At 53.5% G+C, this 24,471-nt stretch carries 24 protein-coding genes; 19 read left to right on the forward strand and 5 right to left on the reverse strand.

Annotation, left to right across the window (positions count from 1 at the left end):
• Positions 1–3: 3 nt before the first annotated feature.
• Both ygjK and FCH32_RS15865 read left to right on the forward strand, forming a co-directional pair.
• Positions 4–2,355, forward strand: a complete 2,352-nt coding sequence (gene ygjK, locus FCH32_RS15860) for an alpha-glucosidase (protein ID WP_115257433.1) — start codon at positions 4–6, stop codon at positions 2,353–2,355.
• A gap of 181 nt (positions 2,356–2,536) precedes the next feature.
• Positions 2,537–4,555, forward strand: a complete 2,019-nt coding sequence (locus tag FCH32_RS15865) for an NADPH-dependent 2,4-dienoyl-CoA reductase (RefSeq protein ID WP_174361198.1) — start codon at positions 2,537–2,539, stop codon at positions 4,553–4,555.
• A 129-nt stretch (positions 4,556–4,684) separates the two neighbouring features.
• Here FCH32_RS15865 and rlmG read toward each other — a convergent pair whose 3' ends face one another.
• Positions 4,685–5,821, reverse strand: a complete 1,137-nt coding sequence (gene rlmG, locus FCH32_RS15870) for a 23S rRNA (guanine(1835)-N(2))-methyltransferase RlmG (protein WP_115257432.1) — start codon at positions 5,819–5,821, stop codon at positions 4,685–4,687.
• A gap of 84 nt (positions 5,822–5,905) precedes the next feature.
• Here rlmG and FCH32_RS15875 point away from each other — a divergent pair, with 84 nt between their 5' ends.
• The 4 genes from FCH32_RS15875 to sstT all read left to right on the forward strand — a co-directional run bounded on the left by FCH32_RS15875 (position 5,906) and on the right by sstT (position 10,205).
• Complete coding sequence (locus FCH32_RS15875; protein WP_117342711.1) at positions 5,906–6,409, forward strand: M48 metallopeptidase family protein; 504 nt, start codon at positions 5,906–5,908, stop codon at positions 6,407–6,409.
• A gap of 69 nt (positions 6,410–6,478) precedes the next feature.
• Entirely contained in the window at positions 6,479–7,477 is a 999-nt protein-coding gene (locus tag FCH32_RS15880; RefSeq protein WP_096755587.1) for a Gfo/Idh/MocA family protein, read from the forward strand.
• A 270-nt stretch (positions 7,478–7,747) separates the two neighbouring features.
• On the forward strand, positions 7,748–8,716 hold the full coding sequence (locus tag FCH32_RS15885; RefSeq protein ID WP_115257431.1) for a TerC family protein: 969 nt from the start codon (positions 7,748–7,750) through the stop codon (positions 8,714–8,716).
• A 244-nt stretch (positions 8,717–8,960) separates the two neighbouring features.
• Positions 8,961–10,205, forward strand: coding sequence for a serine/threonine transporter SstT (sstT, locus tag FCH32_RS15890; protein WP_096755585.1), 1,245 nt, complete (start codon positions 8,961–8,963; stop codon positions 10,203–10,205).
• A 16-nt stretch (positions 10,206–10,221) separates the two neighbouring features.
• On the opposite strand, the gene FCH32_RS15895 is transcribed toward sstT, so the two are convergent.
• From FCH32_RS15895 to uxaC, 3 genes are all read right to left on the reverse strand, one after another.
• Complete coding sequence (locus FCH32_RS15895) at positions 10,222–10,776, reverse strand: YgjV family protein (protein WP_115257430.1); 555 nt, start codon at positions 10,774–10,776, stop codon at positions 10,222–10,224.
• A gap of 220 nt (positions 10,777–10,996) precedes the next feature.
• Entirely contained in the window at positions 10,997–12,484 is a 1,488-nt protein-coding gene (locus tag FCH32_RS15900; protein WP_174361199.1) for a UxaA family hydrolase, read from the reverse strand.
• A 13-nt stretch (positions 12,485–12,497) separates the two neighbouring features.
• Positions 12,498–13,910 carry a glucuronate isomerase gene (gene uxaC, locus FCH32_RS15905; protein ID WP_096755582.1) on the reverse strand — a complete coding sequence of 471 codons (1,413 nt, stop codon included), beginning with the start codon at positions 13,908–13,910 and terminating at the stop codon, positions 12,498–12,500.
• A 473-nt stretch (positions 13,911–14,383) separates the two neighbouring features.
• Here uxaC and FCH32_RS15910 point away from each other — a divergent pair, with 473 nt between their 5' ends.
• From FCH32_RS15910 to FCH32_RS15960, 11 genes are all read left to right on the forward strand, one after another.
• Positions 14,384–15,685: an MFS transporter gene (locus tag FCH32_RS15910; protein ID WP_135911358.1), complete on the forward strand. Its 1,302-nt coding sequence runs from the start codon at positions 14,384–14,386 to the stop codon at positions 15,683–15,685.
• A gap of 132 nt (positions 15,686–15,817) precedes the next feature.
• Positions 15,818–16,594 carry a transcriptional regulator ExuR gene (gene exuR, locus FCH32_RS15915; RefSeq protein ID WP_096755581.1) on the forward strand — a complete coding sequence of 259 codons (777 nt, stop codon included), beginning with the start codon at positions 15,818–15,820 and terminating at the stop codon, positions 16,592–16,594.
• A 350-nt stretch (positions 16,595–16,944) separates the two neighbouring features.
• Positions 16,945–17,607, forward strand: coding sequence for a DedA family general envelope maintenance protein YqjA (gene yqjA, locus FCH32_RS15920; protein WP_045447871.1), 663 nt, complete (start codon positions 16,945–16,947; stop codon positions 17,605–17,607).
• 3 nt (positions 17,608–17,610) lie between these two features.
• Positions 17,611–17,994 (forward strand): EnvZ/OmpR regulon moderator MzrA, encoded by a 384-nt coding sequence (gene mzrA / locus FCH32_RS15925; protein ID WP_096755580.1) that lies wholly within the window; start codon positions 17,611–17,613, stop codon positions 17,992–17,994.
• 147 nt (positions 17,995–18,141) lie between these two features.
• Positions 18,142–18,510 (forward strand): DUF1090 domain-containing protein, encoded by a 369-nt coding sequence (locus FCH32_RS15930; protein ID WP_137362785.1) that lies wholly within the window; start codon positions 18,142–18,144, stop codon positions 18,508–18,510.
• Positions 18,511–18,543: 33 nt separating this feature from the next.
• Positions 18,544–18,849, forward strand: a complete 306-nt coding sequence (locus FCH32_RS15935) for an ElaB/YgaM/YqjD family protein (RefSeq protein WP_096755579.1) — start codon at positions 18,544–18,546, stop codon at positions 18,847–18,849.
• Positions 18,850–18,851: 2 nt separating this feature from the next.
• On the forward strand, positions 18,852–19,247 hold the full coding sequence (locus FCH32_RS15940; RefSeq protein WP_096755578.1) for a phage holin family protein: 396 nt from the start codon (positions 18,852–18,854) through the stop codon (positions 19,245–19,247).
• Positions 19,247–19,546 carry a YqjK-like family protein gene (locus tag FCH32_RS15945; RefSeq protein WP_096755577.1) on the forward strand — a complete coding sequence of 100 codons (300 nt, stop codon included), beginning with the start codon at positions 19,247–19,249 and terminating at the stop codon, positions 19,544–19,546. Before FCH32_RS15940 ends, FCH32_RS15945 begins: the two co-directional genes overlap by 1 nt.
• Before the next feature lie 218 nt (positions 19,547–19,764).
• Positions 19,765–20,157 carry a DoxX family protein gene (locus FCH32_RS15950; protein WP_135324236.1) on the forward strand — a complete coding sequence of 131 codons (393 nt, stop codon included), beginning with the start codon at positions 19,765–19,767 and terminating at the stop codon, positions 20,155–20,157.
• A 71-nt stretch (positions 20,158–20,228) separates the two neighbouring features.
• Positions 20,229–21,215: a glutathionyl-hydroquinone reductase YqjG gene (gene yqjG, locus FCH32_RS15955; protein WP_096755575.1), complete on the forward strand. Its 987-nt coding sequence runs from the start codon at positions 20,229–20,231 to the stop codon at positions 21,213–21,215.
• An 863-nt stretch (positions 21,216–22,078) separates the two neighbouring features.
• On the forward strand, positions 22,079–22,444 hold the full coding sequence (locus FCH32_RS15960; protein WP_115257427.1) for a DUF805 domain-containing protein: 366 nt from the start codon (positions 22,079–22,081) through the stop codon (positions 22,442–22,444).
• Between the two features lie 106 nt (positions 22,445–22,550).
• On the opposite strand, the gene yhaJ is transcribed toward FCH32_RS15960, so the two are convergent.
• On the reverse strand, positions 22,551–23,447 hold the full coding sequence (yhaJ, locus tag FCH32_RS15965) for a DNA-binding transcriptional regulator YhaJ (protein ID WP_115257426.1): 897 nt from the start codon (positions 23,445–23,447) through the stop codon (positions 22,551–22,553).
• 104 nt (positions 23,448–23,551) lie between these two features.
• Here yhaJ and FCH32_RS15970 point away from each other — a divergent pair, with 104 nt between their 5' ends.
• Positions 23,552–24,253, forward strand: coding sequence for a pirin family protein (locus tag FCH32_RS15970; RefSeq protein ID WP_115257425.1), 702 nt, complete (start codon positions 23,552–23,554; stop codon positions 24,251–24,253).
• A 25-nt stretch (positions 24,254–24,278) separates the two neighbouring features.
• The gene (locus FCH32_RS15975; RefSeq protein WP_096755571.1) at positions 24,279–24,440 is read left to right on the forward strand and encodes a hypothetical protein; all 162 of its coding nucleotides are present in this window, start codon (positions 24,279–24,281) and stop codon (positions 24,438–24,440) included.
• Positions 24,441–24,471: the final 31 nt, after the last annotated feature.

The following is a 24,471-nucleotide window of genomic DNA, read 5'->3' on the forward strand; positions in this document are numbered from 1 at the left end:
ACCATGAACATGACACCTATTCTTACGCCGCTGGCGTGTGGGCTGCTGATGAGTTTTTCCGCACTGGCAGCTAACGTAGACAGCGTTAAAAACGTCATCAATCGCACCGGCGCGCCAGGTTATATGCACGACTACGATTATGACGACCATCAGCGTTTTAATCCCTTTTTCGACCTCGGCGCATGGCACGGACACCTGTTGCCGGATGGCCCTGCAACAATGGGCGGCTTCCCTGGCGTGGCGCTACTGACGGAAGAGTACATCAACTTTATGGCCACAAATTTTGACCGGCTGACGGTGTACCAGAACGGTAAAAAGGTCGATTTCACTCTCGAGGCTTACAGCCTGCCCGGCGCACTGGTACAGAAACTGTCATCCACTGCGGTGCAGATCGAGATGACGCTGCGCTTTGCCAGTTCACATACCTCACTACTGGAAACCAAAATCACCAGCAATACGCCGCTGGATCTGGTGTGGGACGGAGAGTTACTGGAAATGCTGGAAGCGAAAGAGGGAAAACCCCTCTCCGATAAAACCATTGATGGCGAGTATCCGGACTACCAGCGAAAAATCATCGCTACGCGCGACGGCCTGAAGGTCACCTTCGGTAAAGTGCGATCAACCTGGGATCTGCTGACCTCCGGCGAGTCGGAGTATCAGGTACACAAATCACTTGCTATGAACACCACTGTTGATGGCCACCGATTTACCAGTAAAGCGCATATCAATGGCTCTACCACGCTTTACACCACCTATTCACATCTGTTGACCGCGCAGGAGGTCAGCAAAGAACAGGCGCAGATCCGCGATATTCTGGCGCGCCCGTCTTCTTACATGCTCGCCTCACAGCAGCGCTGGGAATCCTATCTCAAAAAAGGTTTAAACAACCCGGATGCCACCCCAGAACAAACCCGCGTGGCGGTGAAAGCGATTGAAACGCTGAACGGTAACTGGCGCTCACCGGGCGGCGCAGTTAACTACAATACCGTGACGCCGTCGGTAACGGGCCGCTGGTTCTCTGGCAACCAGACCTGGCCGTGGGACACCTGGAAGCAGGCGTTTGCAATGGCGCACTTTAACCCGGATATCGCGAAAGAAAATATTCGCGCTGTTTTCTCGTGGCAGGTTAAACCCGGCGATCCGGTGCGCCCACAGGACGCGGGATTTATTCCCGATCTGATTGCCTGGAACCTCAGCCCGGAACGCGGTGGTGATGGCGGTAACTGGAACGAGCGCAACACCAAGCCCAGCCTGGCGGCATGGTCGGTGATGGAAGTCTACAACGTCACCAAAGACAAATCCTGGCTCGAAGAAATGTACCCGAAACTGGTGGCATACCACGACTGGTGGCTGCGTAACCGCGATCATAACGGCAACGGCGTTCCAGAGTACGGCGCCACTCGCGATAAAGCGCACAACACCGCCAGCGGCGAGATGCTGTTCACGGTGAAAAAGGGTGACAAAGAAGAAACCCTGTCAGGGCTGCAAAACTATGCCGCTGTTACCCGCAACGGCCAGTATGACAGTCTGGAGATCCCGGCGCAGGTCGCCGCCTCGTGGGAATCCGGACGTGACGACGCCGCGGTGTTTGGTTTTATCGACAAAGAACAACTGGATAAGTACGTCGCTAACGGTGGCAAACGCAGCGACTGGGTGGTGAAATTCGCTGAAAATCGCAGCCACGACGGAAAATTACTGGGCTATTCGCTACTCCAGGAGTCGGTCGATCAGGCCAGCTACATGGTCAGCGATAACCATTACCTGGCGGAAATGGCGACCCTGCTCGGGAAAACGCAGGAGGCGAAACGCTATCAGGCGCTGGCGACGAAACTGACGGATTACATCAATACCTGTATGTTCGATGCGAATACGCAGTATTTCTATGACGTTCGCATTGAAGATAAGCCGCTGGCAAACGGCTGTGCCGGAAAACCGATTGTCGAACGAGGGAAAGGGCCGGAAGGCTGGTCACCTCTGTTTAACGGCGCGGCCACGCAGTCTCATGCTGACGCGGTGGTGAAGGTGATGCTCGACCCGAAAGAGTTCAACACCTTTGTGCCGCTGGGCACCGCGGCGCTCACCAACCCGGCTTTCGGCCCGGATATTTACTGGCGCGGGCGCGTGTGGGTGGATCAGTTCTGGTTTGGCTTAAAAGGCATGGCGCGCTACGGCTACCGCGATGAAGCGCTGAAAATGGCGGATACGTTCTTCAACCATGCCAAAGGACTCACCGCGGACGGCCCAATTCAGGAAAACTATAACCCGCTGACCGGCGCGCAACAGGGTGCCCCCAACTTCTCCTGGAGCGCGGCGCATCTGTACATGTTGTATAATGATTTTCTTAAAAAACAGTAAGCTGTGACCTATTGCCGGATAAAGTGCTTGCACCGACATCCGGCAAATTCTTTCTCTGGCCCCACTCCTTTTTTGAATCCCATCACAATCACGGCATTCCCCTTTTCCCTTTTGCGCCGCGACGGCTAAATTAGTAACTCATCCGACCACATAACAATAATTTTACATACTGGACACCATTATGAGCTATCCGTCGCTGTTCGCCCCGCTCGATCTGGGATTCACCACGCTTAAAAACCGCGTGTTGATGGGTTCAATGCATACCGGTCTGGAAGAGTATCCCGATGGCGCAGAACGGCTGGCCACGTTCTACGCCGAGCGCGCCCGTCACGGCGTCGCTCTGATTGTGAGCGGCGGTATTGCCCCTGCGCTTTCCGGCGTGGGTATGGAAGGCGGCGCGATGTTAAACGATGCCAGCCAGTTACCACATCACCGCGTAATTACCGACGCGGTGCATGACGAAGGCGGCAAAATCGCGCTGCAAATTCTGCATACCGGACGCTATAGCTATCAGCCGCACCTCGTCGCGCCCTCCGCTATTCAGGCGCCGATCAACCGCTTTACCCCGCATGAGCTGACCCACGATGAAGTGCTGCAACTGATTGAGGATTTTGCCCATTGCGCACAGCTGGCGCGGGAAGCAGGCTACGACGGCGTAGAGGTCATGGGCTCGGAAGGCTATCTGATCAACGAATTTCTCACCCTGCGCACCAACCAGCGGACTGACCAATGGGGCGGCGATTACGCCAACCGCATGCGATTTGCCGTCGAGGTGGTACGGGCCGTTCGTCAACGTGCCGGTAACGACTTTATTATTATCTTTCGTCTGTCGATGCTCGACCTGGTGGAAAATGGCGGCACGTTTGACGAAACTGTCCAGCTGGCGAAAGCCATTGAGGCGGCAGGTGCTACGATCATCAACACCGGGATCGGCTGGCACGAAGCACGGATCCCGACCATCGCCACGCCGGTGCCGCGCGGGGCGTTTAGCTGGGTGACGCGCAAGCTGAAAGGTCACGTAACGGTTCCACTGGTCACCACTAACCGCATTAATGATCCGGGCGTTGCCGACGATATTCTGGCCCGTGGTGATGCTGATATGGTGTCGATGGCACGCCCGTTCCTCGCCGATGCCGAGCTGCTGTCAAAAGCGCAAAGCGGGCGAGCGGATGAGATCAACACCTGCATAGGCTGTAATCAGGCCTGTCTGGATCAGATCTTCGTCGGCAAAGTGACGTCCTGCCTGGTGAACCCCCGCGCCTGTCATGAAACCAAAATGCCGATCGTAGCGGCGACACATCTGAAGAATCTGGCGGTAGTCGGTGCCGGTCCTGCGGGGCTCGCCTTTGCCATCAACGCCGCTTCACGCGGTCATCAGGTCACGTTGTTTGATGCCAACGCGGAGATCGGCGGACAGTTCAATATCGCCAAACAGATCCCCGGCAAAGAAGAATTTTACGAAACATTGCGCTATTACCGCCGGATGATCGACGTCACCGGCGTGACGCTGAAGCTGAATCATTTTGTCACCGCAGACGATCTGCTCTCGTTTGATGAAGTGATCCTCGCCAGCGGGATCGAACCACGCACGCCGCCGATCGACGGCATCGATCATCCTAAGGTACTGACCTATCTTGATGTCTTACGTGATAAAACGCCGGTAGGTCAACGCGTGGCGATTATCGGCAGCGGCGGGATCGGCTTTGATACCGCCATGTATCTGAGCCAGCCCGGCAAGCCCACCAGCCAAAACATTGCAGAATTCTGCGTGGAATGGGGAATCGATACCAGCCTCCAGCAAGCAGGTGGTTTACGCCCGGAAGGGCCACAGTTATCCCGTAGCCCGCGCCAGATAGTCATGTTGCAGCGTAAAGCCAGTAAACCGGGACAAGGGCTAGGTAAAACCACGGGCTGGATCCATCGCGCCACCCTGCTGTCTCGTGGAGTGAAAATGATCCCGGCGGTGAGCTATCAGAAGATCGATGATGATGGACTGCACGTGTTGATCAACGGCGAGCCTCAGCTCCTGAACGTGGATCATGTGGTAATTTGTGCAGGTCAGGAACCTCGTCGTGGACTGGTCGATCCGCTGCATGCGGCCGGTAAAACAGTACATCTGATCGGCGGGTGTGATGTGGCGTTAGAACTGGATGCCCGACGCGCCATCGCGCAAGGCACCCGACTGGCGCTGGAAATTTAACGTTATGTCTTTCGTTGGCCGGATAAGGTAATTACACACATCATTGCCTGATGGCGCTACGCTTATCAGGCCTACGAGGCAGTTCGTTGTAGGCCTGATAAGGTGTTAACCACCATCCGGCATCAGCGATTAGCGGCGACGCCCTAATTTCACCGCTTTCAGCACCACAAATTTGTTGTTGGTGGCGATGGTTTCGCAGTTACCGAAAATCTTCTTCAGCTTGTGGAAGTAGTCGAGATGACGGTTCGCCACGATATACAGCTCGCCGTTAATCTTCAGGCAACGGCGGGCGTGGTGGAACATCTCCCACGCAATGTTATCAGTCAGTGCGTGCTTCTGATGGAACGGCGGGTTACACAGCACAGCGTTATAGCGGAACGGTTCCACGCCAGACAGCGCGTTGTTGATCATAAACTCGCAGCGGTCCAGCGCGTCTGGCATGTTGGTTTCCACGTTCAGGCGGCTGGACGCCACCGCCATCGGCGATTCATCCACAAACACCACGCTCGCTTGCGGGTTCTTCTCCAGCAACGTCAGACCCACTACGCCATTACCGCAACCGAGATCGACAATCTCACCTTCCAGATTGTCCGGCAGATGTTCGATAAAGAAACGTGCGCCAATATCCAGCCCGGTACGGGAGAAGACATTAGCGTGATTGTGGATCGTCCAGTCGGTGCCTTCCAGCTTCCAGCTCAGCGTTTGTGAGGCGTCAGCCAGTTCAGGATTGCTGAACGTACAGTTGATCAGACGGGCTTTTTTCCATGCCAGCGTGGTGGTGGTTGGGCCCAGCACCTTTTCAAACAGCTCAAGCGTCGAGGTATGCACATCGCGCGCCTTCGCCCCGGCGATAATGCGCGTTTGCGGCGTGACGACCAGGCGTAACGCACGCAATTGCTGTTCCAGCAGCGCCATGGTTTTTGGCAGCTTAATCAGTACCACGCCCGGCGCCTGTGGGTAATCGACCGTGCTGTCGAGGAACTGGACGCTGGATTCGGCAATGTCGTTATGACGCAGGTTTTCACGCGTTGCCAGTTCGCTTAAATAAGAGTCGCCAATGCTGTACGGCGAATGTTCCGCCAGCGCACAGCCCAGCGCACCGAAGGTATCATTCAGGAGCAGCACCGGGCCGCAAATCTCGGTATCGTCCAGCTGTTGCAGCAGATATTCATCTGCAGCTTCCCACGCCAGCAGCGGGTTAACGTCATCCGTTTCCGGGAAACGTTTAAGTGACAGCGAACGGAAACCGTTGTCTATGTGGCTCATCGGCCCTCCTGAATGGTAAAATTTCGGCGTATCCCTGAAAAGGGTGCGTGAGTATACACTTTTTATACTTTATATGGGGCACAAATGAGTCAGTTGACCTATCTGCAGGGCTACCCGGAGCATTTACTTGATCAGGTTCGAACCTTGATCAGCGAGCAACGTCTGGGCGCGGTCCTGGAAAAGCGTTATCCGGGTACGCATGACTTCGCGACCGATAAGGCGCTCTGGCAATATACCCAGGATCTGAAAAGTCAGTTTCTGCGCAATGCCCCACCGCTCAATAAAGTGATGTATGACAGTAAGATCCACGTGTTGAAGAATGCGCTTGGACTGCATACTGCCGTCTCTCGCGTGCAGGGCGGCAAGCTGAAAGCAAAAGCGGAAATTCGCGTCGCCACCGTATTTCGCAACGCCCCGGAACCTTTTTTACGCATGATCGTGGTTCATGAACTGGCGCATCTGAAAGAAAAAGAACACGACAAAGCGTTTTACCAGCTGTGCTGCCATATGGAACCTCAGTATCACCAACTGGAGTTCGACACCCGCCTGTGGTTAACGCAACAATCGCTAAAGCAAACTGCGCAGTAGCGCACTGGCTTTGTCAGCAAGGCATGCTAAATTGGCGCAAGGATCCCTTTTCGCAGCCTGAAGGCCTTTATGATACGTTTCGCAGTGATTGGCACAAACTGGATCACCCGCCAGTTTGTGGATGCCGCCCATGAAACCGGCAAATATAAGTTAACCGCAGTCTATTCCCGCAGCCTTGAACAGGCGCAAAGCTTCGCTAACGATTATCTCGTCGAGCATTTGTTTACTTCGCTGGATGCAATGGCGCAGAGTGACGCTATTGATGCAGTGTATATCGCCAGCCCAAACTCTCTGCACTTCCCGCAGACCGAGCTGTTCTTACGCCATAAAAAGCACGTCATTTGTGAGAAACCGCTGGCATCAAACCTGGCAGAAGTCGATGCCGCTATCGCCTGCGCTCGGGAAAATCAGGTGGTGCTGTTTGAGGCGTTTAAAACCGCCTGCCTGCCCAATTTCCTGCTGCTGCAGCAATCTCTGCCCAAGGTAGGAAATGTCAGAAAGGCGTTTATCAATTACTGCCAGTACTCTTCACGCTACCAGCGTTATCTGAACGGTGAAAACCCGAATACCTTTAATCCAGCGTTCTCAAATGGCTCGATTATGGATATCGGCTTTTACTGCCTGGCTTCGGCGGTTGCGCTGTGGGGCGAACCGCAGAGCGTACAGGCCAGCGCCAGCCTGCTGGCAAGCGGTGTTGATGCCCACGGCGTTGTGGTGCTGAACTACGGTGATTTCAGCGTCACGTTACAGCATTCCAAAGTGAGCGACTCGGTGCTGGCCAGCGAGATTCAGGGCGAATCAGGGTCACTGGTTATTGAGAAAATCTCCGAATGCCAGAAAGTCTGTTTTGTTCCGCGTGGTGGAAAAACGCAGGATCTGACGGTGCCTCAGCACATCAATACTATGCTGTATGAGGCAGAGCGCTTTGCTCATCTGGTTGAATCCGGCGAAGTGGATCACCCGGCACTGGCTGTCAGTCGCATTACCGCTAAGCTGCAAACGGAAATTCGCCGCCAGACCGGCGTCGTTTTCCCAGCAGATAGCGCGAATACGTCGCTGATTGCGTAAAACTGTGTAAAACAAATGTTGCAGGCCATTGACTGAAAGCGTGGCCTGTAATACTTTGTTACCCGCAAAGGGGAGTAACTTCGTTGTCGGTTGATCGTCATTACGATGTGTGAAAAACCACATCCGGTCGCCGGGCGATAACAAAGGAATACGTCAACGTATTCCTTTGTTGTTGTAAGTGAGACCTTGCCGAATGGCAAGGTCTATGCATGAAAAGCAGCGGCTAACGTCATTCGGCGTTGGCCGTTTTTTTATGCATGGGGAAATATAATGAATACTGTCGGCACACCGTTGTTATGGGGTGGCTTCGCTGTTGTAGTGGTGATTATGCTGGCCATCGACCTGCTGTTGCAGGGTCGTCGCGGCGCGCATACGATGTCAATGAAGCAGGCGGCTGCCTGGTCAATCGTCTGGGTCACGTTGTCGTTACTGTTTAACGCCGTATTCTGGTGGTATCTGGCAGAAACCCAGGGGCGTGCGGTCGCAGACCCGCAGGCGTTGGCGTTCCTCACCGGCTATTTGATCGAGAAATCATTGGCGGTGGATAACGTCTTTGTCTGGCTGATGCTGTTTAGCTACTTCTCGGTGCCGCCAGCGTTGCAGCGTCGAGTGCTGGTGTATGGCGTGCTGGGGGCGATTGTTCTGCGTACTATCATGATCTTCGCGGGCAGCTGGCTTATCACCCAGTTCGAATGGCTGCTGTACGTGTTCGGCGCGTTCCTGCTGTTTACCGGCGTGAAGATGGCGCTGGCAAAAGAAGATGCTTCCGGCATTGGCGACAGGCCGTTAGTGCGCTGGCTGCGCGGTCATCTGCGTATGACCGACACCATCGAGAACGAGCATTTCTTCGTGCGTAAAAACGGTCTGCTGTTCGTTACGCCGCTGATGCTGGTGCTGATTCTGGTTGAGTTGAGCGATGTTATCTTTGCCGTCGACAGCATTCCGGCAATCTTTGCCGTGACCACCGACCCGTTCATCGTACTGACCTCTAACCTGTTTGCCATCCTTGGTCTGCGTGCGATGTACTTCCTGCTGGCCGGCGTGGCGGAGCGTTTCTCGATGCTGAAGTACGGCCTGTCGATCATTCTGGTGTTTATCGGCATCAAGATGCTGATTGTCGACTTCTACCATATCCCTATCGCTATCTCGTTAGGCGTGGTGTTCGGGATCCTGTTTGTGACGCTGATTGTGAATGCGTGGGTCAACCACCAGCACGATAAAAAGCAGCAAACGCAGTAACACTCATCCACTAGCCTACAAAGCCCGACGCCCACTGTGTGTGCGTCGGGCTTTTTGTTTAACATGTCATCACAATGTTAATTTAAAGTTATAAAATATGATCTCAGCGTAAAATCCAGGATATTTCGCTTCCCGAAGCGTGTTCTTTCCTTATACTCAGCCATGCAAACATTTGCCTCACTCTGAAAGATGCGTCTATAGAACGTACAAGGGTCAGGCGACAACACAATAAAAGGATTACGAAATGACTACGCAACGTTCGTCGGGGCTGATCTCGCGTTTGGCGCAAGGGAGCCTTGTTAAGCAAATTTTGATAGGTTTAGTACTGGGGATTGCGCTGGCACTGATCTCAAAACCGGCTGCAGAAGCCGCTGGTTTGCTGGGCACCCTGTTCGTCGGCGCATTAAAAGCCGTCGCTCCCATCCTGGTTCTGATGCTGGTAATGGCCTCGATTGCGAACCATCAGCATGGGCAAAAAACCAATATCCGTCCGATTCTGTTCCTCTACCTGCTCGGTACCTTCTCCGCGGCATTAGCGGCAGTGGTGTTCAGCTTTGCCTTCCCCTCGACGCTGCATCTTGCCAGCAGCGCTAACGATATTGTGCCACCATCGGGCATTGTCGAAGTGATGCGTGGGCTGTTGATGAGTATGGTGTCGAACCCGATTGATGCCCTGCTTAACGCGAACTATATCGGCATTCTGGTATGGGCCGTCGGCCTGGGCTTTGCCCTGCGCCACGGGAATGAAACGACCAAGAATCTGGTCAACGATATGTCCAACGCCGTCACCTTTATGGTGAAACTGGTGATTCGTTTCGCCCCTATCGGTATTTTCGGCCTGGTCTCCTCCACGCTTGCCACCACGGGTTTTGCTACATTGTGGGGCTATGCGCAGCTGTTGGCAGTGCTGGTAGGTTGTATGCTGCTGGTGGCGTTCGTGGTTAACCCGCTGCTGGTGTTCTGGAAAATTCGTCGCAACCCGTATCCGCTGGTGCTGGCTTGCCTGCGTGAAAGCGGCGTGTATGCCTTCTTTACCCGCAGCTCTGCCGCCAACATTCCGGTGAATATGGCGCTGTGTGAGAAGCTGAATCTGGACCGCGATACCTACTCGGTTTCTATCCCACTGGGTGCAACCATCAACATGGCTGGCGCGGCAATCACCATTACCGTGCTGACGCTGGCAGCGGTGAATACACTGGGGATCCCGGTTGATTTACCGACTGCGCTGCTGTTGAGCGTCGTGGCATCGCTTTGTGCCTGTGGCGCATCTGGCGTGGCGGGTGGCTCTCTGCTGCTGATCCCACTGGCGTGTAATATGTTCGGTATCCCGAATGATATCGCCATGCAGGTAGTTGCCGTCGGCTTTATTATCGGCGTGTTGCAGGACTCCTGTGAAACCGCACTGAACTCCTCAACCGACGTATTGTTTACCGCTGCAGCCTGCCAGGCTGAAGACGAACGTCTGGCAAACAACGCCCTGCGCGGCTAATCACTTTTCCCCTCCGTCATGGTGCGGAGGGGTTTTCTTTCTGTACGCTTTTTTCAATTTTGAAGGGATCTATCCCCCGTTTTTGCATGCGTCTGAAACGAATAATATTCAGGCCGTTCATCACCAGAAAACTGCCTTCAATCATCGTGCCGCCAATCGATCCCAACCAGAAATTATGCACCACCCAGCAGGCGGTCGCGCACCACATCACACAGCGGACGGTTAATCCTTTACAGCGAAACAGCGCCCAGGTGCTGGCCAGCGTGCCAATAATGGGGAGTAACTCCATCGCATGCTGTAGTTTCGCCAATCCAAGAACCAGCGTGAGAACGATAAAAACGGTCATCACCCACAGTTTGCGGGTGCGCATCGAGACCAGGGTTCGGATGGTGTTTAGCTCCGCACTCATCCCCGCGGGCCAGGCCCCCATCAAAAAGAAGTGTACCCCGATAGTGGCACTATAGACGGCAAGCTGCAGCCGGAAGCGGCGCTCATCGCGGTTGAAAAAGGTGGTAATCCCGATCAGAAAGGCGATGACACCTACGCCCTGGGCCAGCCAATACGCGGTCATGAAAAATCCTTGTGAGGAAATGCAAAAACAAACGGCGCCTCATATTATGAAACGCCGTTTTTAAAATCTACTCTATTTCGATTACCCAATAGATTTCGTGCGACAGCAAGGCGGCAAGCATGTAGGCCGGATAAGGCGTTTACGCCGCCATCCGGCAACGGTTTATGCCTGATGGCGCTACGCTTATCAGGCCTACTGATCGCGTAGGCCTGTACAATTATTACAACGTTACGCCACTTTTGAAAATAGCCAGCTCACGGAAGTCATTACGTTCGTTACAGGTCGGTTTACCATTAGCAAACTCGACGATGGTATCGACAAACTCATTCAGCAGTTGAGGCATGGCTTTACCGTGGATCAGCTGTCCCGCATCAAAATCGATCCAGTGCTTTTTCTTCGCCGCCAGCTCGCTGTTCGTGGCAATTTTCACCGTCGGTACAAAGCCGCCGTAAGGCGTGCCTCGACCGGTACTGAATAGCACCATATGGCAGCCAGCACCCGCCAGCGCGCTGGTGGCAACGGCGTCGTTCCCCGGCGCGCTTAACAGATTCAGACCGTGCGTTTTTAGCCGTTCACCGTAACGCAATACATCGACAACCTGGCTGGAACCCGCTTTCTGCGTGCAGCCCAGTGATTTATCTTCCAGCGTGGTGATGCCCCCCGCCTTGTTACCCGGTGACGGGTTCTCATAAATCGGCTGGTCGTGGGCAATGAAGTACTGCTTGAAGTCATTGACCATCGTCACCAGCTTACCAAACGTCTCTTCGTCACGGCAATGGCTCATCAGCAGTTGCTCAGCGCCAAACATTTCCGGAACTTCGGTCAGCACGGTGGTGCCACCGTTGGCAATCACATAGTCGGAGAAACGTCCCAGCATCGGGTTAGCCGTGATGCCGGACAGGCCGTCAGACCCGCCGCATTCCAGACCAAACTTCAGCTCGCCCAGTTTACCTGGCTCACGCTTATCGTGGCGCATCACGTTGTACAACTGATGGAGATGTTCGATTCCCGCCTCCACTTCGTCTTCCTGATGTTGGCAGACCATGAAGTGCACGCGTTCAGGATCGAACTCGCCCAACGTTTCGCGGAAGGCATCCACCTGGTTGTTTTCACAACCAAGCCCCACCACCAGCACCGCCCCCGCGTTCGGGTGACGCACCATGTTTTGCAGCATGGTGCGGGTGTTGATGTGATCGTCACCCAGCTGCGAGCAGCCGTAGGTGTGGCTGAAAAGATGAACGCCATCGATGCCTTCAGCATCGTTGGTCTCTTTCAGGAAGCGGGTCTGCATCTGACGCGCCATGGCGTTAACGCAGCCGACGGTCGGCAGGATCCACAGTTCGTTACGCACCCCGACATCACCGTTGGCACGACGGTAGATCTGCACATCGCGATCTGCCGGTTGTACCTCAGGTTCCTGAAAGTCGGGTTGATAGCTATATTCATCCAGATCGCTCAGATTGGTGCGCGTATTGTGAGCATGGATATGTTCACCCGCCGCAATATCCGCCAGAGCATGGCCAATCGGCAGGCCATATTTAATGACGTTCTCACCCTGAGCAATATCGCTCAAGGCAAATTTGTGTCCACGTACAACGTCCTGTCGTAGCGTTACGGTATGGTTATCTACACTAACCTGCGTGCCTTGCGCCAGATCGGCCAGCGCAACCGCAACGTTATCCAGCGTATGGATCTTGATGTATTGCATATCAACCCGGACCTTAGTTCAGTTCAATGGCAAAATAATCGCGCGCATTGTTGAAGCAGATATTTCTCACCATTTCACCCAGCAACTGGATATCTGCCGGGGCTTCACCCGCGGCAACCCAGCGGCCAATCATCTGGCACAGAATGCGGCGGAAATATTCATGGCGCGTATATGACAGGAAGCTACGGCTGTCGGTCAGCATGCCGACAAAACGGCTCAGCAGACCGAGCTGCGCCAACTGCGTCATTTGGCGTTCCATTCCGTCTTTCTGATCGTTGAACCACCAGCCGGACCCGAACTGCATTTTTCCCGGCATACCTTCGCCCTGGAAGTTGCCGATCATGGTGCCCAGCACTTCGTTGTCGCGCGGGTTCAGGCAGTACAGGATGGTTTTTGGCAGCAGGTTTTCTTCGTTCTGCTTGCTCAGCAGTTTGGAGAGTTCTTCCGCAACCGGCCGATCGTTGATCGAATCGAAGCCCACATCCGGCCCCAACAGTTTGAACTGACGCAGGTTGTTATTACGCAGTGCGCCAATATGGTACTGCTGGACCCAACCACGACGGGCATATTCCGCACCAAGGAACACCAGCACGGCCGTTTTAAACTGCGCCACTTCATGCTCGCTCAGCGTTTCACCGGCCAGACGACGCGTCAGGATGTTGTCGAGTTCAGATTCATTAGATTCAGCAAACAGCACTACATCCAGCGCATGGTCAGACACTTTACAGCCGTGTGCAGCGAAGTGATCCAGGCGTTTGGTCAGCGCGGTTTGCAGATCGGTGAAGCGACGGATATCGGTGTCGGACACCTCACCCAGCTTCGTCATGTAGTCGTTAAAGGTTGCCTGCTCAATATTGAAGGCTTTATCCGGGCGCCAGCTCGGCAGCACTTTGACGGCAAAGGTGCTGTCCTTGGCGACCGAGGCGTGATGTTCCAGTGAATCAATCGGATCGTCAGTGGTACCGACCATTTTCACGTTCATCTGCTGCATGATGCCGCGCGCGGAAAATTGTTCCTGCGCCAGCAGTTCGTTGCACTGATTCCAGATTTCATCCGCCGTCGCAGGCGACAGCAGCTTACCTGTAATACCAAACGGGCGACGCAGTTCAAGATGCGTCCAGTGGTAAAGCGGGTTGCCAATAGTGTGCGGAACCGTCGCGGCCCAGGCGTCAAACTTCTCACGATCGGACGCATCGCCGGTACACAGGCGCTCAGCAACACCGTTAGTACGCATAGCGCGCCATTTGTAGTGATCGCCTTTCAGCCAGATGTCATACAGGTTGTTAAAACGGTAGTTGTCCGCGATTTGCTGCGGCGGCAGATGGCAGTGGTAATCGAAGATTGGCTGATCTTTGGCGTAATCATGATACAGACGGCGGGCAAATTCGGTATCCAGCAGAAAATCTTCAGTCATAAACGGGGTCATTATCGTCTTCCTCTCAGCGAGTGCGTCAGATTGCTTATGTTTTGATGCTGACAAAGTTATCACACCAATTTCCACAAACTGAAGATATTTTCGTGAGTTAGATCAACAAATGGCGACAAAAAAATTACTCTCAAAGAGGTAAATCTTACGCCAGCCCGCGCCAGCACTGGCTTTGCTGAATCGAAATAATGACCACACGAAGATTCACACTTTTGTGATGGCACTCACCTTTTAAAGCTGTATGACAAGTTATCTTTTTGCCGTCGCAATACATAAGCCGACGGAATGCAAATTACCGATGGTCCACCATCGGATTGACCGGTACGGAAACCGAATTAGCACGATTCTTGAAATGGCAAAGTTCGGGGAGTACCGGTTTTTTTCGGTCACCCCTTTCGTAAAAAGAACATCCTCCGCCCTACACAGGAAGATGACCGCTCGTTCGCGGAAATAACAAAACGATGAGGTTTTACATGCGTAAAATTAAAGGGTTACGTTGGTATATGATCGCACTGGTGACGCTTGGCACCGTGCTGGGTTACCTGACGCGTAACACTGTGGCGGCAGCTGCGCCAACGCTGATGGAAGAGTTACACATCTCCACTCAACAGTATTCCTATATCATCGCAGCGTACTCTGCTGCTTACACCGTTATGCAACCCGTTGCTGGCTACGTTCTGGACGTGCTGGGAACAAAAATAGGTTACGCGATGTTCGCCGTTCTGTGGGCCGTCTTCTGTGGCGCGACTGCACTGGCTGGAAGCTGGGGTGGACTGGCGCTGGCGCGAGGCGCGGTCGGTGCAGCTGAAGCGGCGATGATCCCAGCGGGTCTGAAAGCCAGCTCGGAGTGGTTCCCGGCCAAAGAGCGCTCCATTGCCGTCGGTTACTTTAACGTCGGTTCCTCTATTGGCGCGATGATTGCACCGCCGCTGGTAGTCTGGGCCATCGTGATGCACAGCTGGCAGATGGCGTTCATTATCTCTGGTGTCCTGAGCTTCATCTGGGCCATGTGCTGGCTTGTGTTTTACAAACACCCACGCGATCAGAAAAAACTGTCCGACGAAGAACGTGATTACATTCTCAACGGCCAGGAATCACAGCATAAAAACGGCACGGCGAAGAAAATGTCCGTCGCGCAGATCCTGCGTAACCGCCAGTTCTGGGGCATTGCACTGCCGCGTTTCCTGGCAGAGCCGGCCTGGGGTACCTTTAACGCCTGGATCCCGCTGTTCATGTTTAAAGTTTACGGCTTTAACCTGAAAGAAATTGCCATGTTCGCCTGGATGCCCATGCTGTTTGCTGACCTCGGCTGTATCGTTGGTGGGTATCTGCCGCCGCTGTTCCAGCGCTGGTTCGGCGTCAACCTGATTGTGTCACGTAAAATGGTCGTCACCATGGGCGCATTCCTGATGATTGGCCCGGGCATGATTGGTCTGTTTACCAGCCCGTATATTGCCATCGCGCTGCTGTGCGTCGGGGGCTTTGCTCACCAGGCCCTGTCCGGTGCGCTGATCACCCTCTCTTCTGACGTCTTTGGTCGTAATGAAGTGGCTACAGCGAACGGTCTGACCGGGATGTCTGCCTGGCTGGCAAGCACCCTGTTTGCGCTGGTCGTGGGCGCCCTGGCTGACACCATCGGCTTTAGCCCACTGTTTGCGGTACTGGCAGTATTCGACCTGCTCGGTGCGTTAGTCATCTGGACGGTGCTGCAAAACAAACCGGCCAGCGAGCTCGACTCGGGACCGCAAACCGGCGATCCCGCACCACAAAGTTGACCTGACTCAATCACCAACGAAATACGTTCAAAGCCGCCAGCGTTCTGGCGGCTTTTTTATCGTCACAAGTGGAGCCAAATTCGCAAAAGTGGTATAACAAATAGAGTCTGCCGTATCATGCCTGGAGCGCATATGGAAATCACCGAACCACGACGTTTGTACCAACAACTTGCTGCCGATCTGAAGGCGCGCATTGAGCAGGGTGTTTACCTGGTGGGTGAAAAACTTCCCGCCGAGCGCTTTATCGCCGATGAAAAGAACGTCAGCCGTACCGTGGTCCGTGAAGCCATTATCATGCTCGAGGTTGAGGGCTACGTTGAGGTGCGTAAAGGATCCGGGATCCACGTCATCTCTAACCAGCCAAAACACTACGTCGCGCCAGATGCCAATCTTGAGTTTGCCAGCTACGGTCCATTTGAACTGCTGCAGGCACGCCAGCTTATAGAGAGCAATATTGCCGAGTTTGCCGCCACCCAAGTGACCAAACAGGACATCATGAAACTGATGGAAATCCAGGAGAAGTCGCGCAACGAAAAAAGCTTCCGTGACTCCGAGTGGGATCTCCAGTTCCATGTGCAAGTGGCGCTGGCAACGCAAAATACCGCACTGGCGGCAATTGTTGAAAAAATGTGGACTCAGCGTGTCCACAACCCGTACTGGAAGAAATTGCACGATCACATCGACCTGCGCACGGTAGATAACTGGTGCGATGACCATGACCAGATCCTACGGGCATTAATCCGTAAAGATCCTCATGCTGCCAAACTGGCGATGTGGCAGCACCTTGAGAACACCAAACAGATGCTGTTTAACGAAACCAGCGATGATTTTGAGTTCAACGCCGACCGTTATCTTTTTACCGATAATCCGGTGGTTCATCTGGATACGGCCGCTAACGGGGCAAAATAAGCGTTCTCATATTCACAGGCGCGCCAGGGCGCCTGTTTCTGACGCTCGGTAAGCATTAGGTATAAAGTGTCAGCCTGTGTAAATCCTCTCGCCACCCTCCTTTGCGATAAGCAAAATCACGGTTCAGCGACCGTAATTTCTATAACGGACTACGTTGACCTTTGTTACAATTACATGCGTTTTGAATTTTTGTGTATCAGTGCTTGCTTACTTTGCAACTTAACAGGGAACAGTTCAGGCCGTGAATTTGTGTCAGACCGCGATACATGCAAAAAAAGATCAATAATATTGCGGCGTTACAAACTCCAGAAAACCGGCATGACGACAACCGATTTCTCCAGGAATACTGAATGGAACTACTGACTCAATTACTGAATGCCTTGTGGGCTCAGGATTTTGAAACTCTGGCCAATCCGTCGATGATTGGCATGCTGTATTTTGTCCTGTTTACCATTTTGTTTCTGGAAAACGGGCTGCTTCCTGCGGCCTTTTTACCTGGTGACAGCTTACTGGTGCTGGTCGGCGTGCTTATTGCTAAAGGCGCAATGGGCTTTCCACAAACGGTGCTGCTCCTCACCACCGCGGCCAGCCTCGGCTGTTGGGTCAGCTACATTCAGGGACGATGGCTGGGGAATACCCGCATCGTGCAAAACTGGCTTTCTCATCTTCCCGCGCATTATCATCAGCGCGCGCACCATCTGTTCCATAAACATGGCCTGTCTGCGTTGCTGGTCGGGCGATTCATTGCCTTCGTCAGAACGCTGCTGCCGACCATTGCAGGACTCTCCGGCCTGAACAATGCGCGCTTTCAGTTCTTCAACTGGATGAGCGGACTGCTGTGGGTCTTGATCCTGACGTCACTCGGTTATCTGCTGGGCAAAACGCCGGTGTTCCTCAAGTACGAAGATCAGTTAATGTCGTGCCTGATGCTGCTTCCCGTTGTTTTACTGGTGTTTGGCCTCGCCGGTTCACTGGTTGTTTTATGGAAAAAGAAATACGGGAACCGGGGATAAATTATGCTGCTACCACGCATAACGCTCCGACGATTGGCCTGGACAACCACCTTTATCCTGTTTTTAGGCGCGCTTATCCTGACCTGGTCTGCCATTCGTCAGCAGGAGTCGACGCTAGCCATTCGCGCCGTTAATCAGGGCGCCAGCATGCCAGACGGTTTTTCTATCTGGCATCATCTGGATGCCAACGGTATTCGCTTTAAAAGCATTACCCCGCAAAATGATGCGCTGCTGATCACCTTTGATTCCAGCGCGCAAAGCGCAGCCGCGAAGGTCGTTCTCGACAGAACGTTGCCGCATGGCTTCGTCATCGCCCAACAGGATGATGATAATCAGGCAGTGCAGTGGTTATCACGTTTGCGTGATAACCCACACCGTTTTGGTTAACTTCCAGGAATCTGAATTATTTCACCCACTTTGGTGATTTCGCCGTTTAGTGCCTATGATTAATAAGCTGGGTTTATGGCCCACGCTTTTTTATCTGGAGCAACGACCCTCGCGTTACCGGGTCGAATCACAATGGAAGGTTCAAGTATGAAATACCGCATCGCTTTGGCTGTTACCCTTTTCGCTCTCAGTGCCAGCAGCTACGCCAACACCCTCTGTCAGGAAAAAGAACACGATATTCAGCGGGAGATTAGCTATGCCGAAAAGCACAACAATCAGAGTCGTATCAACGGCCTGAACAAGGCCCTGAGCGAAGTCCGGGCCAATTGTTCTGACAGCAAGCTACGTGCCGAGCATCAGAAAAAAATTGAAGAACAGAAAGATGAGATCGCCGAGCGTAAACGTGATCTCGCCGAGGCGAAACAAAAAGGCGATACAGATAAAATCACCAAACGCGAGCGCAAGCTTGCCGAAGCTCAGACTGAACTGAAAGAACTCGAGTCACGCGATTACTAAGTACGGTAACGACCCACTCACCTGGAGAAAACTATGTCAAAAGATAATGCTACGGAACACCTGCGCGCTGAGCTGAAATCCCTTGCGGATACGCTTGAAGAGGTACTGAGCTCCTCTGGCGATAAGTCGAAAGAAGAGTTGAGTAAAATTCGCAGTAAAGCAGAACGCGCGCTGAAAGAGAGCCGCAATCGCCTGGGTGAAACCAGCGATGTGATTGCTAAGCAAACTCGCGAAGCCGCGGCAAAAGCCGACAACTACGTACGCGAAAATCCATGGACAGGCGTTGGTATTGGCGCTGCGGTCGGCGTGGTGCTTGGCGTACTGCTGTCGCGCCGCTAACAATGGCGGACTCCGATCACGCACAAGGTCCAGGCAAAAACGTACTGGGTATCGGACAACGGATCATCACGATCCTCGTCGAGATAGTTGAGACCCGGTTACGTCTGGCCGTTGTTGAACTGGAAGAGGAAAAAGCCAACCTCTTTCAGCTACTGCTGATGCTGGGGCTAACCATGCTGTTCGCAGCATTTGGCCTGATGAGCCTGATGGTGCTTATCATCTGGGCCATTGACCCTCAGTACCGTCTCAACGCGATGATAGCCACCACCGTTGTGCTGTTGCTTCTGGCGCTCATTGGCGGGATATGGACGCTACGTAAAGCCCGTAAGTCAACGCTGTTACGTCATACCCGCCATGAACTTGCTAACGACAGGCAGGCCCTGGAGGATGATGCATAATGAGCAGTAAAGTCGAACGCGAAAAACGTAAGGCGCTGCTGCTTAGTCAGATCCAGCAGCAACGGCTGGATCTGACCGCCACCCGCCGCGACTGGCTGGAGGTCACTGCTGCATACGATCGCGGCTGGAACACGCTGTTGAACCTGCGCTCGTGGATACTGGTTGGCAGCAGCATCATAGCCGTTCGTACTATTCGCCACCCAAATATGCTCGTCCGTTGGGCCAAACGCGGCTTTAGCGTCTGGAGCGCCTGGCGACTGGTCAAAGCGACCATCAGACAGCAGCAACTGCGCGGTTAATCTCTTCTGTTCTCCCCACGTAGGCCTGATGGCAAGGCCTACTTCATTCTATCACCCCCCTTCACTCAAAATTTTTGAAAAATACTGACAGTTTTCCTTGCTAACAATTGTCATTCGTCACGTTTATGATTCTCTCCATCGACAGCAACAACGCCCTATACAGCGTTAATGCAACAAAAAACAAAATCAGCCGCCTGAGTGGTTTCCTGGAGAGTACGATGAAAAAATTAGAAGATGTTGGTGTACTGGTAGCACGCATTCTGATGCCAATCCTGTTTATTTCTGCAGGCTGGGGAAAAATCAGCGGATATGCGGGTACCCAACAATATATGGAAGCCATGGGCGTTCCGGGGTTCATGTTACCGCTGGTTATTCTGCTTGAGTTCGGCGGCGGCCTGGCCATTCTGTTCGGCTTCCTGACCCGTACTACCGCGCTGTTTACCGCAGGCTTCACGGTGCTGACCGCGTTCATCTTCCACAGCAACTTTGCGGAAGGGATGAACTCGCTGATGTTCATGAAAAACTTAACCATCGCAGGCGGTTTCCTGCTGCTGGCTATCACCGGTCCAGGCGCATTCAGCATTGACCGCGTACTGAATAAAAAGTGGTAAGCAAGCTATACTAAACGCATCAAAAAGCGAGGAGACATCTCCTCGCTTTTGCTATCTGAGGAGGCAAAACCATGGGACAACTTATTGACGGCGTCTGGCATGACACCTGGTATGACACAAAATCTACCGGGGGAAAATTTCAACGTTCTGCATCGGCTTTCCGTAACTGGCTCACCGCGGATGGCGAACCTGGCCCGACCGGCACAGGCGGTTTTGCCGCCGAAAAAGACCGTTACCACCTGTACGTTTCCCTCGCCTGTCCGTGGGCGCATCGCACGCTGATTCTACGCACGCTCAAAGGTCTGGAGCCATTTATCTCCGTTTCCGTTGTGCATCCGCTGATGCTAGAGAACGGCTGGACGTTTGATGATAATTTCCCGGCCGCCACGGGAGATACGCTCTACCAGCACGAGTTTCTCTATCAGCTCTATTTGCATGCCGACCCGCAGTACAGCGGCCGCGTCACCGTACCGGTGCTGTGGGATAAAAAGAATCACACCATCGTCAGTAATGAATCGGCGGAGATCATCCGCATGTTTAACACGGCGTTTGATGCACTGGGCGCCAAAGCCGGTGATTACTACCCGCCTGCCCTGCAAAGTAAAATTGACGAGCTGAACAGCTGGATTTATGACAACGTCAATAATGGCGTCTATAAAGCCGGTTTTGCCACCAGTCAGGAGGCATATGATGAGGCGGTTGATAAAGTGTTTCACTCACTGGCGCGACTGGAGCAGATTCTGGGTCAGCATCGCTATCTGACCGGTGACCAGTTGACCGAGGCAGATATTCGCCTGTGGACCACGCTGGTACGCTTTGATCCGGTGTATGTTACCCACTTCAAGTGCGATAAGCACCGCATCAGTGACTACCTGAATCTGTACGGTTTTCTGCGCGATATTTACCAGATGCCGGGCATTGCGGAGACCGTCAATTTTGACCATATCCGTCATCACTACTTCCGTAGCCACAAAACCATCAATCCGACCGGTATTATTTCAATCGGGCCATGGCAGGATCTCAGCGAGCCACACGGACGAGACAGCCGTTTCGCATGATTTACACAGGTCCCTTTGGGGTAATGCCGATTAGTTAAGCATGTATGGCGAACATGTGATTTTTGCTCAGGGTTCCGTTCACCTCAGCTGTGTCATTTCTCTGAAACGCCGTTACCCGTGAACGTGCAAGGGAGGCTCACCGCCGCCTCCCTTGCAACCCAGGCTCCCGGCGGGAAAATCGTCGCTACGCGATTCATTCGTCTTATGCCGTCTGCCTGTCGGGTCGGGGCCGAGCCTGCATCCTTGCAGGCCGTCCCCTCTGCCCGCATCCCTGCGGGCAGACCCGGTCAGCCGTCAACGACTCATCGATTTTCAGCCGGACATGGGTCATCGCTTCAACTCTCTGACTTTCAGTTAAATCTCTTATGCTGTTCAGATATATTCAAATAAAAATACCGGTAGTCAGGCGTGGCTGGTCCGGCTGAAAATTGCCGACGTGTTTCCGTAAGGCCGGGAGAACCCGCAGGGATGCGGGTTCAGGGCGCGCTTTACAGGGACGTTACATCGCGCCCGGCCCGAAAGCCTGAAGGAAAAAGCGGAGGGAACCACGAAGTGGCAATTTTCCCGCCGGGAGCCGGGATTGTAAAGGGCGTGGCGGAGAACGCCCTTTACACGTTCACATGAACCAATACTTAAGAGAAGCGATGAACATAAGGTGAACGGAACCCTTTCTCTGAGAGCGTATATTCATTACTTCCGCCAACACAGGTTGATACTTTCTGAAACTGAGGCGTTCACTGATAAGTATTACCCATCAGGGGACCAAATAATTAATACGACAAATATTTACCACCATTTCATTCGCAGCTATTCTTAATTTGATTACTTTAAAAACAAGTGATTGAACGCAAAATGAGGCGCAAATGGATTGGTATCTAAACGTTCTTAAGAACTATTTTGGTTTTGGCGGCCGGGCTCGGCGCAAAGAGTACTGGATGTTTGTTCTGGTCAACATCATCTTTTCTTTCGTACTCAGCATCCTGGACAACATGCTTGGCTGGCAACGCGCCGGGGGAGAAGGCGTATTAACGACGATTTATGGTGTGCTGGTATTTATACCGTGGTGGGCAGTGCAGTTCCGTCGTTTGCATGACACCGACCGTTCTGCATGGTGGCTGCTGATCCTGTTGATCCCCATTATTGGCTGGTTAGTTATCATTATTTTCAACTGTCAGAACGGCACGCCGGGTAGCAACCGCTTCGGTGCAGACCCTAAACAACTGTCCTGACGTAGCACGTAGAGATGCCTGATGGCGCTGCGCTTATCAGGCCTACAACCTACTCCGTTTTGTAGGCCGGATAAGGTGCTTGCACCGCATCCGGCTTAACCCCACCTTATTTCCCCGCAAACAGCTTCGGAATTTCGCGCAGACACCAGGATTTGGCCTCACCCATACTGTCCCGTCGCCAGGCCATGATGATATCAATTTCGTTGGTGGACTCCGGGCTCACCACGCGCAAACGACCTGCGGCAATATCCTCTTCCACCAGCGGATACGGCATGGTCGCCACACCCAGCCCGGCCAACAGCGCCTGGCGCTTATCTTCGATTGAACTCACCGTCAGGCGCGGCTGTTTATCCAGTAACTGGACGGTCAGCACCGGGCGCTCACGGGCGGTATCCGCCACCGCAATTCCCCGGTATTTCACTCGGGTCACTTCCGACAACGGCTCCGGCTCCTGATGGATAGGATGATCCGGCGCGGCCACGTAGACGTTCATCAGCGTGTACAGCTTGCGGGAATTAATTTCTGACGATGAACGAAAATGCATATCCGGGGCGATCACGATATCCGCCCTTCCCTGCTCCAGGCGTTCCCATGCCCCAGCCAGCACCTCAGTGATCACTGAAAGCTGGGTATTGGCCTTCACGGCAAGCCGGTCGATGAGCGGAAAGAACGCTGCCGTGGGTACCAGCGCTTCGGTGACGATCGTCAGATGCGTTTCCCAGCCGCGGGCCAGCGCTTCGGCATCGGTGGTCAGCTTATCAGCCGCCTCGAGCAGCACGCGCCCACGTTCCAGTAGCATGCGTCCAACGTTAGTAAATTTTGTGCGATGGCCTGAGCGGTCAAACAACACCACATCCAGCTCTTCTTCCAGCTTTTGCATGGTATAGCTGAGAGCGGAAGGAACGCGCCCCAGTTCGTCCGCCGCAGCGGCAAAGCTGCCACGTCTGTCGATTGCATCCATTACGCGTAACGCTTCAAGCGTTAATGCCCTTTCTTTGGCCATGTCGTTCTCATTCAGGAAATTTGAACATACCGGGCAGAATATCTGGCTAACAATACAGCGTCCAGCCATTTAACATAAAAGGAAGTAAAGAGAGGTCAAGAAAGATGATTACTACCCGAACAGCAAAACAGTGCGGACAGGCAGACTACGGCTGGCTGCAAGCTCGTTATACCTTCTCCTTTGGACACTATTTTGATCCTAAGCTGCTGGGTTATGCCTCGCTGCGTGTTCTGAACCAGGAAGTTCTGGCACCGGGGGCCTCTTTCCAGCCGCGTACCTATCCGAAGGTGGATATCGTCAACCTGATCCTTGAAGGGGAAGCGGAATATCGCGACAGCGAAGGCAACCATGTCCGGGCAAAAGCCGGTGAGGTTTTACTGCTCGCCACGCAGCCTGGGATTAGCTACAGCGAGCACAACCTTAACAAGGATAAGCCATTAACCCGCATGCAATTATGGCTGGACGCCTGCCCGCAGCGGGAAAATGCCTGTGTACAGAAAGCCACGCTGGCGACCGGCAAGCATCAACTGATCGCCTCCCCGGACGGAGAACAAGGCAGCCTGCATCTTCGCCAGCAGGTGTGGATACACCATGTCGAATTGAAGCAAGGTGAATCACTGAGTTTTCAGTTACATGGCCCACGCGCCTATCTGCAGTCGATCCACGGCACGTTCCATGCGCTAACGGCTGGAGCAGAAAAAGAAGCGCTGACCTGTGGTGATGGCGCATTTATTCGTGACGAAGCTAACATAACATTAGTTGCCGATACGCCTTTGCGCGCTTTGCTGATAGATTTGCCCGTATAGTCAGGAAAAACAAGGGAGTACGACTATGAGCAAGAAAGCGTCAAAAAAGCGTAAGCCGGCGGTCAAAGCCAAAATTCAGGACACGGTCGTCCAGACCAAAACCTTTGGCTATGAAGATATGCTGACGGAACTGGAAGCGATTGTTGCCGATGCCGAGCAAAGGCAGGAAGAAGAAGACGCCGCCTGATAAGGCGGCTCAGACTGACGCCGGGTGGCGG

The sequence above is a fragment of the Citrobacter gillenii genome (genome assembly GCF_013337685.1).
In the GTDB taxonomy this organism is placed as follows: Bacteria; Pseudomonadota; Gammaproteobacteria; order Enterobacterales; family Enterobacteriaceae; genus Citrobacter; species Citrobacter gillenii.

Bases quoted from the DNA above. Each gene is read 5' to 3' on its own strand.
- ygjK (WP_115257433.1), top strand. From the start codon at position 4: ATGAACATGACACCTATTCTTACGCCGCTGGCGTGTGGGCTGCTGATG.
- FCH32_RS15865 (WP_174361198.1), top strand. From the start codon at position 2,537: ATGAGCTATCCGTCGCTGTTCGCCCCGCTCGATCTGGGATTCACCACG.
- rlmG (WP_115257432.1), bottom strand. From the start codon at position 5,821: ATGAGCCACATAGACAACGGTTTCCGTTCGCTGTCACTTAAACGTTTC.
- FCH32_RS15875 (WP_117342711.1), top strand. From the start codon at position 5,906: ATGAGTCAGTTGACCTATCTGCAGGGCTACCCGGAGCATTTACTTGAT.
- FCH32_RS15880 (WP_096755587.1), top strand. From the start codon at position 6,479: ATGATACGTTTCGCAGTGATTGGCACAAACTGGATCACCCGCCAGTTT.
- FCH32_RS15885 (WP_115257431.1), top strand. From the start codon at position 7,748: ATGAATACTGTCGGCACACCGTTGTTATGGGGTGGCTTCGCTGTTGTA.
- sstT (WP_096755585.1), top strand. From the start codon at position 8,961: ATGACTACGCAACGTTCGTCGGGGCTGATCTCGCGTTTGGCGCAAGGG.
- FCH32_RS15895 (WP_115257430.1), bottom strand. From the start codon at position 10,776: ATGACCGCGTATTGGCTGGCCCAGGGCGTAGGTGTCATCGCCTTTCTG.
- FCH32_RS15900 (WP_174361199.1), bottom strand. From the start codon at position 12,484: ATGCAATACATCAAGATCCATACGCTGGATAACGTTGCGGTTGCGCTG.
- uxaC (WP_096755582.1), bottom strand. From the start codon at position 13,910: ATGACCCCGTTTATGACTGAAGATTTTCTGCTGGATACCGAATTTGCC.
- FCH32_RS15910 (WP_135911358.1), top strand. From the start codon at position 14,384: ATGCGTAAAATTAAAGGGTTACGTTGGTATATGATCGCACTGGTGACG.
- exuR (WP_096755581.1), top strand. From the start codon at position 15,818: ATGGAAATCACCGAACCACGACGTTTGTACCAACAACTTGCTGCCGAT.
- yqjA (WP_045447871.1), top strand. From the start codon at position 16,945: ATGGAACTACTGACTCAATTACTGAATGCCTTGTGGGCTCAGGATTTT.
- mzrA (WP_096755580.1), top strand. From the start codon at position 17,611: ATGCTGCTACCACGCATAACGCTCCGACGATTGGCCTGGACAACCACC.
- FCH32_RS15930 (WP_137362785.1), top strand. From the start codon at position 18,142: ATGAAATACCGCATCGCTTTGGCTGTTACCCTTTTCGCTCTCAGTGCC.
- FCH32_RS15935 (WP_096755579.1), top strand. From the start codon at position 18,544: ATGTCAAAAGATAATGCTACGGAACACCTGCGCGCTGAGCTGAAATCC.
- FCH32_RS15940 (WP_096755578.1), top strand. From the start codon at position 18,852: ATGGCGGACTCCGATCACGCACAAGGTCCAGGCAAAAACGTACTGGGT.
- FCH32_RS15945 (WP_096755577.1), top strand. From the start codon at position 19,247: ATGAGCAGTAAAGTCGAACGCGAAAAACGTAAGGCGCTGCTGCTTAGT.
- FCH32_RS15950 (WP_135324236.1), top strand. From the start codon at position 19,765: ATGAAAAAATTAGAAGATGTTGGTGTACTGGTAGCACGCATTCTGATG.
- yqjG (WP_096755575.1), top strand. From the start codon at position 20,229: ATGGGACAACTTATTGACGGCGTCTGGCATGACACCTGGTATGACACA.
- FCH32_RS15960 (WP_115257427.1), top strand. From the start codon at position 22,079: ATGGATTGGTATCTAAACGTTCTTAAGAACTATTTTGGTTTTGGCGGC.
- yhaJ (WP_115257426.1), bottom strand. From the start codon at position 23,447: ATGGCCAAAGAAAGGGCATTAACGCTTGAAGCGTTACGCGTAATGGAT.
- FCH32_RS15970 (WP_115257425.1), top strand. From the start codon at position 23,552: ATGATTACTACCCGAACAGCAAAACAGTGCGGACAGGCAGACTACGGC.
- FCH32_RS15975 (WP_096755571.1), top strand. From the start codon at position 24,279: ATGAGCAAGAAAGCGTCAAAAAAGCGTAAGCCGGCGGTCAAAGCCAAA.